Raw genomic sequence first — 12,299 nt, forward strand, 5'->3', positions numbered from 1 at the left:
AAACGGGCCAAAGCTGCGTGGCTTGTCACGCCGGTGGACAGTTTCCTGAACTGACTCCCTATGGGCGAATGTTCAAGCTGAACGGCTACATCCGGTCGGACCCGGATGCGAAACGGTTCATGTGGGGCTTTACGCATCTGAGCGACGCGCAGATCGACGAGCTTGCCGCATACTTTTCGAGCCGGACACCACCCGTGGGCGTACCGGGCGATCGTCTTCTGGTTGACGATGGCAGAAAAATATTCATCTCCGGCATACCGGACAAGGGCGTGCCGTCATGCAGTGCCTGTCATGGCGCACGCGGCGAAGATGACAGCCGCGCAGGAGCGGCATTTCTCGAAGCGTCCTCGCCACCATGACAACGATGAAGATGACGCCGAGTCACTGCGACCCGGCGGCCAAGACCCATGGTTGATCCGCGACGGATAAGCGGATCAACCCTGGCGGCGCAACACTCGCTAAACGCTGATCGTGAGAAGGAGCACGTCTCCTCACATTTTCAAATCGAGGCGACCAAAGACACCATCCGCTTCCTGATTCGGACCCGCGGCAAAAAACAACGTGTTCGTGGGCTGGTTTTGGAGCCCATTGCCAAAGGCAATACCCCAAAGCCCATCTTGCTTGAACACCGTGTTGTTGGACAGCGTGACGCTCGTAATGAACGCGCCGTTCACCGAGTTGAACACGTTGATCAGCCCATCGCCGAAGTTGCCGATCAGGATGTCCCCGCTAAGGTTGCCGAAATTGCCTGGCGCCTGCGCGATCCCCCATGGCGCATTCAAATGACCGCCGGACACAAAATGCTGAAGCAGATTTCCGGCCGTGTCGTAGACGTCGACGAACCCCAGTCCTGCACCAGCGACGTCGTCATGCTTCGCGGCATTCTGCATCGCGTAGGTTACGAAGAGCTTCGACCCAATCAACTGAATGCCGAACGGAGCGAAGCCCGCGGGCAATGACGGATCTTGAAATTTCCCAGGCATCGCGACTTTTGCAAAGTTGGTGTCGAACACGTCTATCTTGTTGTTATGGAAATCGGTCGCATAAAGAAAGTTCGCCCCCCCGTTAGCCGCCAGCGCGAGGCCTTTGTAGACTGCGCCGCCACTGCCGTCGTCGTATGCAATGATTGCCACGGTCGGGTTGACCGCTGGCGACCACGCCGTGATCGTGCCACCCTCGCCGTCGAAGATGAACGCCGGAACACCGGTCTTGCCGCCCTGACTGACGCTGAAGCCCTGGGTGCCGTTGAACACAATGCCGGTAGGGTCCGCGGGTCCGCCAATGCCCGGCGGAATGGTGACCACGAGCGTTTGGGGCACACCGTTGCCGTCATACAGTGTCGCAACCGACGTGCCATTGTCTGCAACCCAAAAAAAGCCTGCCGGGTTGAATGCAATGCCCCACGAATTCTGCAGGTTCGGATCAGTGTGCGCGGCGGGCACCGCGCCATCGGAAACCAGCGCAGTCTCCGTGAACAACGTTGGGGTAGAGGAGCTGCCACCGCCGCACGCAGCGATCGTCGCCAGCGCGACGCCCCCAGCAATCAGGCCAAATACCGTAGCTACTGATTTCATCCTGCCACCTCCTGCATCGCGGCATGCCGGTCGCACGCACTAAACGATTGGCGCCGGCGCGTTATTCCCCGACGGCGACGATTCCGTCGCAAGGACAGCGAGGCAATACGCAGCGCCGCCGAAGATTCTGTCTCAAACTGCGGCAAGTCATAAACGATCCGCAGTGCGCTTTATTCCACGCCGGCTCTGCTCTCGGCGCGGGCAGTTGACGTCCTACGCGCAACCATGGACTCTCCAGGCTCACCAACCAGGTAGCCGCTGTATTGATGTTTTATCAGCAGCGACAAGTCGTGGTTCGCCTTCAATGGACTCGGAATAAGTCACACGCCCCACTCGTTTAGACGGAATGGAATTCACGTTCAAAGCTGCCCGCGCAACGCTGTTACTCGCGTATGCATGGAAGCGCGTACCGTTGTGCACGATAAGTCGAAGGCAGAACGTGACCACTTCAATGAAAGGTGCTGCCATGGGTCGTGTTCGTCGCATGATCATTCTCGTCAGTGCGGTTATGCTCGGCGTCTCTTCGGGTTACAGCAATGCGCAACAGCTCATAAAAGCGACGCTGTTGTCGAACTCGATTCACCTGGACCCGAGCCAAGTAAAAGCGGGGGCAGTGACGTTCGATGTCCATAACGTCGCCGATAACAACATGGTCCACGAGCTCGTCGTGTTAAAGACGCCCGTCGCCGATGACGCACTTCCAGTACACAAGGGCCAGGTGCCTGAACAAAAATTCCGAAAGATGGGCGAAGTCGAGGATGTTGCTCCCGGCAAGAGTCGGCGCCTGACGATCACGCTCCTTCCCGGTCACTACGTGCTCGTCTGCAACAAGACTGGACACTATTCGATGGGGATGCATACCTCGCTGATTGTCACACCGTGATTGGCGCTATTCTGCCGCCACCGGCCGAGACAGCCGGTCAGATCGCACCACTCGGCCGATACTCATCCGTATCCACGCAGCAAACCAACACCTCCGCATCGTCCTTGCTGAGGCTCAGGTAAACATGCCCGACCGAGCTGTCGAAATACAGGCTGTCGCCGGGCGTCAGCCTGAACGCCTTGCCATTCTCGAAGCGCAATTCGAGCTTGCCGCTCAGCAGGAACACGAACTCCTCGCCTGAATGGCGGATGTACTCGGGAAAGTCCGACACAGCGCGCGCGCGGATGTGCGCGCGCATCGGCACCATGCGCTTGCCGGTCAGATTGTTGGCAAGCATGCCGTACTCGTAGTTCGGCGTGTCGTAAATCTCCTGCTTGCCCGACGCCGTGAACGACGGTTTCATTGCGCCGGTCGCCGGCTTGCGGCGCCTCCCGAAAATGGCGTCGAACTCCAGGTCGAGCGAGTGCGCGAGCGCCGCGAACTTGTCGTAGGTCAGCGCGATATCGCCACGCTCGGCCTTCGAGATCGTCGACACCGCAATGCCGGAGCGCTCCGACAGCTCCGTGAGCGTCAGCCCGCGCGCCTTGCGCGCCTGCCGCAAATGCCCGCCCACCAGTTTGTGGTCGAGCACGGGCGCTGCCTCGTGCGCGTTCGCGACCGGATCTTTCGTCACTGCTTTGACCATCTCACTCACTTCCACGGGAAATTTTCTCACTTACGAGAATTTATTTTTTTCTCGTATATGATAACTCACGCCGATTCCACCTTTCTCCTGTGGGAACCCTATCGTGTCTACGCTTGCTTTCAGTAAGTCCGGCCTGACGAAAACCCACGTCATTACCGCCACGACGATCGGCACGGCGCTCGAATTCTACGACTTCACGATCTACAGCTTTTTCGCCATCCAGATCGGCCAGTTGTTCTTTCCGGGCGCAACGCCCGTCAACCAGTTCCTGCTGTCGATTGGTGTGTTCGGCGTGGGTTTCGTGGTGCGGCCGCTCGGCGGCATCGTGATCGGAGCCTATGCGGACCGCGCCGGGCGCAAGAAAGCGATGGTCCTCACCATCATGCTGATGGCGCTGAGTTGCGCCATGATCGCCTGTGCGCCGACCTACGCGGTCGCCGGACTCGCCGCGCCGTTGATCGTGCTGACCGCGCGCCTGATCCAGGGTTTCGCGGCGGGTGGCGAATTCGGCCCCGGCACCACGCTGTTGGTCGAATACGCGACCGACAGCACGCGCGCCTACTTCGCCAGTTGGAACTTCGCGGCCACGGCGGCCGGCCTCGTGCTCGGCTCGCTCGTCGCCACGTTGATCAACACCACGTTGCCCAAGCAGGCGATTCTCGAATGGGGGTGGCGTGTTCCGTTCCTGCTCGGCATCGTCGCCGCGCCGGCCGGCATGCTGATCCGCAAGCGGCTCGAAGAAACGCTCGCCGAGCGCAAACCCGGCGAGGCACCGCCGCGCGGTGCGTTGAAAGCGGCGCTGACCACCCATCTGAATCTGACCATTCTCGGCACCTTCGCCGAACTGGGCGGCTCGGTATCCGTCTACGTCACGGCATTTTTTCTGCCGAGCCATGCGGTGCGCTCGCTGCATCTTTCGTCCACCGCCGCCGTCGTGTCGGGGATTGTCAGCTCGCTCGTGCTGTTCGCCGCGGCGCCGCTGGCGGGCATGCTCGCGGACCGCTTCAGCCGCAAGCGTGTGCTGGTCATTTCACGCATCGTCATGCTGCTGCTCGTCTATCCCGCGTTCGCCTTTCTCAGCGCACATCCGTCGATGACCGCCCTGTGCATCGTCTCCGCCGTGCTCGCGGTGTTCGTCGTCGGACAGATCGTGCCGGTGCTCGTGATGATCCCGGAACTCTTCCCGAAGCATGTCCGCGCAACCGGTATCGCGCTGACCTACGTGGTGAGCGCGTCGTTCTTCGGCGGCTTTTCGCCGTTTATCGCAGGCTGGCTGGTCGCGCAGACCGGCAACCCGCTCGCGCCGGCCTGGTACGTAGCCGCTGCGTGCGCCATCTCGCTGGTGCCGGTGATCTGGCTGAAGGACCGTACGGGCGAAGCGCTCCCCTGATGAACCGAGGACCCAATGAGTCAAGACAACGATAACGAACTGGTCGGCCGCAGCGCCGTCGAACTGCGCCGGATGATTGGTGCAAAAGATATCTCGCCGGTCGAGCTGCTCGATGCCTGCATCGCGCGCATCGAGGCGATCAATCCCGCGGTGAACGCGGTGACGGCGACGGATTTCAAGGCCGCGAGAGAAGCCGCGAAGCGCGCCGAAAAGCAGGTATTCGATGGCGAAGCGCTCGGGCTCTTGCACGGCTTGCCGCTCGGCGTGAAGGATCTGGAAAATACCGCAGGTCTCCTGACGACCTATGGCTCGCCGATGTCGCGCGGCAATGTCCCCGCGCGCGACGTGGTCCTGGTGGAACGCCTGCGCGCCGCCGGTGCGATCGTCACGGCCAAGACCAACGTGCCGGAACACGGCGCGGGCGCGAACACGCGCAACCCGGTTTGGGGCGCAACGGGCAATCCGTTCAACCCGGCGTTGAATGCAGGCGGCTCGTCGGGCGGCTCGGCCGCTGCGCTCGCGTGCGACATGCTGCCGGTCTGCACCGGCTCCGACACCGGCGGGTCGCTGCGCATTCCGGCGTCGAAATGCGGCGTGGTGGGCTTTCGTCCGACGCCCGGCCTCGTGCCGAACTCGCGCAAGCTGGTCGGCTGGACGCCGATCTCGGTGGTCGGGCCGATGGGCCGCACCGTTGCCGATGCCTGCCTGCAGCTTGCCGCCACAGCGGGCCTCTCCGCGGGCGATCCGCTCAGCTTTCGCGCCGATCCGCTGAGCTTCGCGCGGCCCGACGATATCGACCTCGGCTCGCTGCGAGTCGGCTGGACCGAAGACTTCGGCAGTTGCGACGTGGACGACGAGATCCGCAAGGTGTTCCGCGAGCGCATCGCGCTGATTGCGCCGTCGTTCCGTTCGTGCGAGCCGATCGACTTCGATCTCGGGGATGTGCACCGCTGCTTCGACGTGATCCGCGCCGAGAGCTTCGTCGCCGGTCTGCACGATGCCTACAGACGCGACCCGGACCAGCTCGGCCCGAACGCGCGCGCGAACTACGAGCTGGGCGCGAGCATGAGCCTCGCCGACAGCGCGTGGGCACAAGCCGAGCAGACCCGCATTTTCAAACGCTTTCAGAGCGCGTTCGCCCCATACGACGTGATTCTCTCGCCGACCACGCCGGTCTCGCCGTTTCCGTGGCAACACCTGTACGCGGCGCAAATCGGCGGACGCGAGCAGGACAATTACTACCGCTGGCTCGCGCTGACTTACGTCGTCACGCTGACGACGCATCCGGCCGTGTCGCTGCCCTGCGGCGTCGACCATGCGGGCATGCCGTTCGGCTTGCAGATCGTCGGCCCGTTTCATGGCGACCGCAAAACGCTCGCTGTCGCGCACGCAATGGAACAGGTTTTCGATCAATCGCCGGTATTGCGCCGCCCGCGACCCGATCTTTCGAAGCTCACGCAACCGGACCCGTCGCTGAAGTCGATCGTGACGGCACCGCCTCTTTTCGACGAGTCCGGCTCGAATGGCGCCGGCACTTCAACGGTCTAAAGTCGAGGTCGCCGTGACGGCACTGCCGGCGTAGTCATTAGAATCAGCCAGTGAGTTCGCGAACATGATGAAATTCGATACCGTCGTACTGGGTGCGGGCATCGTCGGCGTGTGCGTCGCCGTCCATCTGCAGAAACGCGGCTACCGGGTCGCGCTGGTCGACCGCAAGCCGCCCGGCAACGAAACTTCGCTTGGCAACGCGGGATTGATTCAGCGCGAAGGCGTCTATCCGTATGCGTTTCCTCGCGAACTCGGTACGTTGATGCGCTATGCGCGCAACCGCTCGCCGGACGTTCGGTACCACCCCAATGCCATGCTCAAGTCCGCGCCGTTTCTGTGGCAATACTGGCGTAATTCTCATCCCGTGAAGCATGCGGCAATCGCGAGATCCTATTCGACGCTGATCCGGCATTGCGTGAGCGAGCACCGCGTGCTGGCCGCCGCAGCCGGAGCGAGCGAGTTATTGCGCCCGATCGGCTGGATGAAGGTGTTTCGCACCGTTGCGGTTCGCGACAGCGAAACGCAACTGGCTGAGCAGTGGCATCGCGAATACGGCGTCGAATACGAATCGCTCGACGCCGCCCGCCTGCAACAGATGGAGCCCGACCTCGACCGCAGCCTGATTGGCGCATTGCGCTACACGGCGTCCGATTCCGTCAGCGATCCGAACGCGCTTGTCACGGCCTACGCAAAATACTTCGCACAGCTCGGCGGGCTTTTTTTCATCGGCGACGCGAATTCGCTGCGCGATCATTGGCAAGTGGATACGGCTGCGGGCACGCTCACGGCGGCGTCGGCGGTGGTCGCGTTGGGTCCGTGGTCGGATCAGGTGAGTTCACGGCTGGGCTATCGGCTGCCGCTCGGCGCCAAGCGCGGGTATCACATGCACTATGGCGCGCAGCCGGGCACGCGGCTGAATCATCCGGTCCTCGATGTCGAACGCGGCTACATGCTGGTGCCGATGACCAAAGGTATCCGGCTGACGACCGGCGCCGAAATCGCGCGGCACGACGCACCCAAGACGCCCATTCAGCTTGCTGCTGTCGAGCCCGTTGCCCGTACGCTGTTTCCGTTGGCCGGGCGTCTGGACGCCGAAGCGTGGATGGGCCGGCGCCCATGTACGGCCGACATGCTGCCGATCATCGGCCCGGCGCCCGATCACAAGGATTTGTGGTTCGCGTTTGGTCATGCGCATCACGGACTGACGCTGGGTCCGGTGACAGGACGGCTGATCGCGGAGATGATGGCGGGCGAGGACACCCTTGTCGATACGCGGCCGTTCAGGGTGGATCGCTTTTTGCCGCCGCTGCGGTGAATTCGGATAAGTCCAGTCGCGATAGCGTGTTTGAGACTCGCGGCACCTGACAGAATGTCGTGCCATACTTTCACGTCACGTCTATCCGCAACGCCACCTTGGTGATGACTGCATCTTCCGCATCCATCGGCTTTAACGACAACCCGCTCGATCGCCGCTCCGAAAGACGCGACGATCACGCCTTCATCGAGTCTCTCCGCGGCGCCCCGTCCGCGCGCTTTCTCGTGTTCGAAGCCGATATCCCCTTGCTCAAACGCGGCAGTGAGCACGACGCGTGGTTCCTGGCGAGCGAAGCGGCCACTTTCGGCGAACCGCTTCACAGCGTCTTCCTCGGGCAGGAAAGCGATGGCAGCGGACGTTTCGCGCTCGGTTTCAAGCTCGGCCTCGAACTGGCGGACCCATCGCCAGGCACGGTCCACCATCGGGTCGACCTGCGCTCGATCGCACTGCAAGGGCTCGTCTCCCCTGCGGTCCTGGGAATGCTGGGCCAGGCGAAGTCGATGCTCGACTGGCATCGCCGCCATTCCTTCTGCGCCAACTGCGGCTCCATGAGCCGCGTCACGGCGGCCGGCTGGCAGCGAATCTGCGATGCCTGTGGCGCCCGCCACTTTCCGCGGGTCGACCCGGTCGTGATCATGCTGGGGATTGACGGCGAGCGCTGCCTGCTCGGACGTCAACGCCAATTCGCCCCTGGGATGTACTCGGCGCTCGCGGGCTTCGTCGAGCCAGGCGAGACGGTGGAAGACGCGGTGCGCCGCGAGGTGCTCGAGGAAGCTCGAGTGAAGTGCTCACAGGTCGTCTACTTCGCGTCGCAACCGTGGCCGTTTCCTTCGTCGCTCATGATCGGCTGCTTCGCTCAGGCGAGCGATACGGAAATCGTCGTCGATACCACGGAACTCGAAGACGCCCGCTGGTTCTCCCGCTCCGAAGTCGCGGCGATGCTCGCTGGCACGCATGCGAGCGGACTTTCCGCGCCCAAGCCATTCGCCATCGCCCATCATTTGCTGCAGGCGTATGTTGCGCAAGGTCCCTCAATATTGCGTAGCTGACCACGGAAAGTCGACAACGATGCGGACCGCCTTCCTTGGCCAGCCGATGTTCGATCGGGTCTGAATGACTCAGGAATTGGTCAACAGAATCGCTTTGCGATATTTACGATGTGTGTATTTGAGGGCGTACAGCCCCAGTGCCAATCCCACCCGACCGTCGCGCCAATTTCCACTGCGAACATACCATTTTACGAACGCGCCAACGGGACTGGTCCATTGCTTTAATAAAAGCAAACCGATCCACTTCCGTCTGGCCAGCAAATCGGTTGCGGCCAGATCGGTGTAAAAATCAAGCTTACGCATTAACTCGGATTTGGTCTCAAAAGTATGGTGGACCATGGGGGATTCCACGCGGCCAACACTCTCATAGCCAATAGGCGTTTCATGCACGCTGTGTTCCGTAAAATCGGTTTTATCTCGGTGACATATCCGAATTGGATAGTCAGGGCAACCAATCGGCATGAGAGCGTGGACACGCGTGCCCATTACAATCCAATCGCGACGAACAACGTACGCATCGTGCGAAAACCCGGACGCTTTTAGCGCCGTTATTTCATCTATCAGTGCTTCGCTGGCGATCTCATCGCTATCAAAAAACATCACAGCCTGATGCAGGCATAAGCTGTTGGCAAAGAGTCTCTGCGCGCGAAAATTGTCAAAGGTCCGGTGCGCTATTCTAGCCCCGTGTTTGGCAGCAATGGCTAAAGTTGCGTCTTTGCTGCCGCTATCTACAACCAACAGATCGTCCGCAATACGCTTCGCAGCTGCCAGAACCTTGTCTAAGTGCCGTTCACTATTGTAAGTGAGAATATATACCGAGAGTGGCGTCAACTTTTTATCATCCTAGCGTCATTATTTATAAAGCGGCACCACTTAATCCCCGCAATCGGTCGAGTTATATTGTCGACCGATTTCCCAATTATTGGGGCAACCATAGTCCATCAAATATATTGTCGGCATTTGCGAGGAAATCTTGAATGTCTGCGGTCAGACGTGGAACCGCCGCTGGACGCTCTTACGGCAATGAACCCGGCAAGTGCGTCCTATCCGCGAGCGCCACGCCATAAGCGGCGGCAGACGCTCCGGGCCTGAAAGCCGTCTTCGAAGACCCGACTCGGACGAAAGAAAGTCGAGCGCAGATCTAAAGCTTTCTCTTTTTGAATCCGATATCACTTGTAGGCTGGTAGCGCGCCAGCCTCCGGCGGACCACGGCCGAACACGACTCGAGCTTTCGCTGAACCGGCACCTCGCGGATCTGGGGTAAAGAAATATCCTGTTAAACGCTGCAATAATAAAAATTGGAAATCACATGAATACGAAAAATATCGTCGCTATCGGTCTTGCAGCCGCACTGTGTGGCTGCTCGGCGTTGCAACAAACTTCATCGCAACCGCAGACTACGCCGACGGCCTCGCCATCCACATCAGCTACAGCAGGAAACGTACAGCAGTCCACTTCAACCGCCGATGGCCGCAGCATCCAGAAAATCCAAGCCGGAAAAATCGAAGGTGAAATTATCGGCACACCTGCGAAGAACAGCAAATTTGCGAAAGTTCGGATTGGTATGGGGCAGAAGCAAGTTGAAGACTTGATCGGCGCTCCGAATGACTCGCACTCTTACACTACGGGGAAGGCATTTATTCCGTTTTATTTTGGAAAGGACGCTTATCGTGTTGAAACGTTTTACAAGAAAGAAGGTTCTCTTACCTTCCAGGGCGGCGGTATCACTGGAACCAGCGGAGTGCTCATTCGCGTGAGTGTCGATACCACAGCGGACGGCTATGCACATAACGGCCAATAAATAATCATTGTGATTCCGGAGGCGCTCCAGAATATTCAAAGTTAAATGAGCCGGCCTCCGGATAGTTCAAACCAGGGAAAGCCCTTTCAGTCAGCTTCAAGAATTAGGTAGCAATTGAGCCTCGACGGTCGCGAGCGGCAAGGTGATCGTCAACCCAAACCCCTCCCCGGGCGCCGTGCGGATGCCGATCTGCCCCCCGAGCCGCGCGGCGCGCTCGCGCATCCCGAGCAAGCCGAACGAATTCGGGCCCGGCCGCGCGTCGCGTGCCGTTCCTCGGCCGTTGTCGGCGATCCGCACGATGCAGTGCGGATCGTCGCGCACGATCTCGAGCGTCGCTTCGGTGGCGCGCGAATGGCGCGCGATATTCGTCAGCGCTTCTTGGACCATGCGAAACACTTCTGTTGCGCTGTCCCGGCTGAACGCGATGTCGTTCGCGTCGACGCGCGTGGTCACGCGCACGTCGTAGCGTGCCGAGAACTCCGTGACGAGCCAGTCGATCGCCGGCATCAGGCCAAGATCGTCGAGGATCACGGGCCGAAGGTCCGTCGCGATTCGCCGCACGGAGTGAACCAGCTGATCGATCAGCGCGTAAACGTTCTGCAGGATCGCGCTCGACGCAGCGGCTTCGGCACGCTTGAGCTCGTCCTCGGCAAACATGACTTCCATTTTCAGCGCGGTCAGCTGCTGACCGAGATCGTCGTGCAGTTCGCGCGCAATGCGGGTCTTTTCCTCTTCGCGGATGTGCTGGATGTTCGCGGACAGGCGCTGCAGTTCTTCGCGAGAGCTGCGCAATGCCTCGTCGGCGCGCTTGCGATCGGTGACGTCCATGATCCAGCCCACGATGCGATAAGGTTCGCCCGATACCGTCCGTAGCGCCTGCCCGCGCGACTGAATCCAGTGGAATTCACCCGACTTGGTGCGCACCCGATATTCGACGTTGTAGTCGCGTTTGTGCTCCATATGCGCCTTCAGGTTCGCCGCGACCAATTCGACGTCGTCCGGGTGAATGGCGTCCTGATGCGCTTGGGCCACATTGGGCATTTCATGGTCCTCGTAGCCGAGGATTTCCTTGAAATGAGGCGAAAAGTACATCGTGCCCGTTTGCGGATTCCAATCCCACAGGCCCGCCGTGGCGCCGCTCACGGCGAGTTGAAACCGTTCTTCGCTCGCCGCCAGCGCCGCTGCCACGCGGTGCCGCTCGATCGCGTAGCGAATCGCGCGGCCCAACAGCGACGCGTGGATTTCCTTCTTGAGCAGATAGTCCTGCGCGCCTTCCTGGATCGCCAGCAAACCGACCGACATGTTGTCGAGCCCGGTCAGCACCAGCACCGGCACCTCGGGCGCGTGCCGGCGAAACGTGCGGAACGTGTCGACGCCTTGCGCGTCGGGCAGCCCCAGATCGAGCAGCACGACGTCGAGGTGTGCCGCCTGCGCCTCCGCCAAAGCTTGCGACAGCAGCTCGGCACGAATCAGCTGGTGCTCGAAATCCGTTACGTCCGCGAGCGCCTCGCCGATCAGCAAAGCATCGGTGACACTGTCCTCGACCAGCAGAATCCGGAGGGTTCGGGGCGTGCTCAAGGCTGATCCGGAGGCAGTGTGACGACGCCGAACCAGAAGTCGTTGATGGTCCGCACGACGTCGATGAACTTTTCGAAATCCACGGGCTTGGTGATGTAGCAATTGGCATGGAGCCCGTAAGATCGCGCGATGTCCTCTTCCGCCTTCGAGGTGGTCAAGATGACGACGGGGATGTTCTTGTACTCGGGATCGGTCTTCAACTCTTCGAGCACTTCCCGGCCGCTCTTGCGCGGCAGATTGAGATCGAGAATGATCAGCCCCGGCCGGCGCGCCGAACGATACTGGCCCTCGCGCCGCAGGAATTCCATCGCCGCCACCCCGTCGTCCACGACGTGAAGCGGATTGAGCACCTTGTAGTGCTCCATGGCTTCACGCGTCATCATGACGTCGGTTGGACTGTCCTCCACCAAGAGGATATGAACCAAATTTCCGGATTCGTCGACGATCATCGGCTGCTCCTTAGATTTATGTCGTTA

12 protein-coding genes are annotated in these 12,299 nt (G+C 60.6%); 7 read left to right on the forward strand and 5 right to left on the reverse strand.

Annotated elements, in window-relative coordinates; translation table 11 throughout:
* The first annotated feature begins 68 nt into the window (after positions 1-68).
* The gene (locus tag FAZ95_RS17540; protein WP_175425481.1) at positions 69-359 is read left to right on the forward strand and encodes a cytochrome c4; all 291 of its coding nucleotides are present in this window, start codon (positions 69-71) and stop codon (positions 357-359) included.
* A gap of 132 nt (positions 360-491) precedes the next feature.
* Here the strand turns inward: FAZ95_RS17540 and FAZ95_RS17545 are convergent, their stop codons facing one another.
* Positions 492-1,574: a TIGR03118 family protein gene (locus tag FAZ95_RS17545; RefSeq protein ID WP_137333608.1), complete on the reverse strand. Its 1,083-nt coding sequence runs from the start codon at positions 1,572-1,574 to the stop codon at positions 492-494.
* 466 nt (positions 1,575-2,040) lie between these two features.
* On the opposite strand from FAZ95_RS17545, the gene FAZ95_RS17550 reads away from it, so the two are divergent.
* Positions 2,041-2,457: a plastocyanin/azurin family copper-binding protein gene (locus tag FAZ95_RS17550; RefSeq protein ID WP_137334611.1), complete on the forward strand. Its 417-nt coding sequence runs from the start codon at positions 2,041-2,043 to the stop codon at positions 2,455-2,457.
* 37 nt (positions 2,458-2,494) lie between these two features.
* Here FAZ95_RS17550 and FAZ95_RS17555 read toward each other — a convergent pair whose 3' ends face one another.
* Positions 2,495-3,142 (reverse strand): helix-turn-helix domain-containing protein, encoded by a 648-nt coding sequence (locus FAZ95_RS17555; protein WP_137333609.1) that lies wholly within the window; start codon positions 3,140-3,142, stop codon positions 2,495-2,497.
* 103 nt (positions 3,143-3,245) lie between these two features.
* On the opposite strand from FAZ95_RS17555, the gene FAZ95_RS17560 reads away from it, so the two are divergent.
* From FAZ95_RS17560 to nudC, 4 genes are all read left to right on the forward strand, one after another.
* Positions 3,246-4,532, forward strand: coding sequence for an MFS transporter (locus FAZ95_RS17560; protein WP_137333610.1), 1,287 nt, complete (start codon positions 3,246-3,248; stop codon positions 4,530-4,532).
* A gap of 15 nt (positions 4,533-4,547) precedes the next feature.
* Positions 4,548-6,080: an amidase gene (locus tag FAZ95_RS17565; protein ID WP_137333611.1), complete on the forward strand. Its 1,533-nt coding sequence runs from the start codon at positions 4,548-4,550 to the stop codon at positions 6,078-6,080.
* Between the two features lie 67 nt (positions 6,081-6,147).
* Positions 6,148-7,395 carry an NAD(P)/FAD-dependent oxidoreductase gene (locus FAZ95_RS17570; RefSeq protein WP_137334612.1) on the forward strand — a complete coding sequence of 416 codons (1,248 nt, stop codon included), beginning with the start codon at positions 6,148-6,150 and terminating at the stop codon, positions 7,393-7,395.
* 104 nt (positions 7,396-7,499) lie between these two features.
* A complete protein-coding gene (gene nudC, locus FAZ95_RS17575) occupies positions 7,500-8,444 on the forward strand; it encodes an NAD(+) diphosphatase (RefSeq protein ID WP_137333612.1) in 945 nt (314 codons plus the stop codon).
* Between the two features lie 69 nt (positions 8,445-8,513).
* On the opposite strand, the gene FAZ95_RS17580 is transcribed toward nudC, so the two are convergent.
* Complete coding sequence (locus FAZ95_RS17580; protein ID WP_137333613.1) at positions 8,514-9,275, reverse strand: glycosyltransferase family 2 protein; 762 nt, start codon at positions 9,273-9,275, stop codon at positions 8,514-8,516.
* A gap of 478 nt (positions 9,276-9,753) precedes the next feature.
* On the opposite strand from FAZ95_RS17580, the gene FAZ95_RS17585 reads away from it, so the two are divergent.
* A complete protein-coding gene (locus tag FAZ95_RS17585) occupies positions 9,754-10,245 on the forward strand; it encodes a YajG family lipoprotein (protein WP_137333614.1) in 492 nt (163 codons plus the stop codon).
* 96 nt (positions 10,246-10,341) lie between these two features.
* Here the strand turns inward: FAZ95_RS17585 and FAZ95_RS17590 are convergent, their stop codons facing one another.
* On the reverse strand, positions 10,342-11,823 hold the full coding sequence (locus FAZ95_RS17590; RefSeq protein WP_137333615.1) for a hybrid sensor histidine kinase/response regulator: 1,482 nt from the start codon (positions 11,821-11,823) through the stop codon (positions 10,342-10,344).
* A complete protein-coding gene (locus FAZ95_RS17595; protein ID WP_137333616.1) occupies positions 11,820-12,272 on the reverse strand; it encodes a response regulator in 453 nt (150 codons plus the stop codon). The genes FAZ95_RS17590 and FAZ95_RS17595 overlap by 4 nt, the downstream gene beginning before the upstream one ends.
* Positions 12,273-12,299: the final 27 nt, after the last annotated feature.

Source organism: Trinickia violacea, from assembly GCF_005280735.1.
In the GTDB taxonomy this organism is placed as follows: Bacteria; Pseudomonadota; Gammaproteobacteria; order Burkholderiales; family Burkholderiaceae; genus Trinickia_A; species Trinickia_A violacea.

Excerpts from the sequence above, each read along its gene's own strand:
- nudC (WP_137333612.1), top strand. The coding sequence starts at position 7,500 with ATGACTGCATCTTCCGCATCCATCGGCTTTAACGACAACCCGCTCGAT.
- FAZ95_RS17545 (WP_137333608.1), bottom strand. The coding sequence starts at position 1,574 with ATGAAATCAGTAGCTACGGTATTTGGCCTGATTGCTGGGGGCGTCGCG.
- FAZ95_RS17550 (WP_137334611.1), top strand. The coding sequence starts at position 2,041 with ATGGGTCGTGTTCGTCGCATGATCATTCTCGTCAGTGCGGTTATGCTC.
- FAZ95_RS17570 (WP_137334612.1), top strand. The coding sequence starts at position 6,148 with ATGAAATTCGATACCGTCGTACTGGGTGCGGGCATCGTCGGCGTGTGC.
- FAZ95_RS17585 (WP_137333614.1), top strand. The coding sequence starts at position 9,754 with ATGAATACGAAAAATATCGTCGCTATCGGTCTTGCAGCCGCACTGTGT.
- FAZ95_RS17565 (WP_137333611.1), top strand. The coding sequence starts at position 4,548 with ATGAGTCAAGACAACGATAACGAACTGGTCGGCCGCAGCGCCGTCGAA.
- FAZ95_RS17540 (WP_175425481.1), top strand. The coding sequence starts at position 69 with ATGTTCAAGCTGAACGGCTACATCCGGTCGGACCCGGATGCGAAACGG.
- FAZ95_RS17595 (WP_137333616.1), bottom strand. The coding sequence starts at position 12,272 with ATGATCGTCGACGAATCCGGAAATTTGGTTCATATCCTCTTGGTGGAG.
- FAZ95_RS17555 (WP_137333609.1), bottom strand. The coding sequence starts at position 3,142 with ATGGTCAAAGCAGTGACGAAAGATCCGGTCGCGAACGCGCACGAGGCA.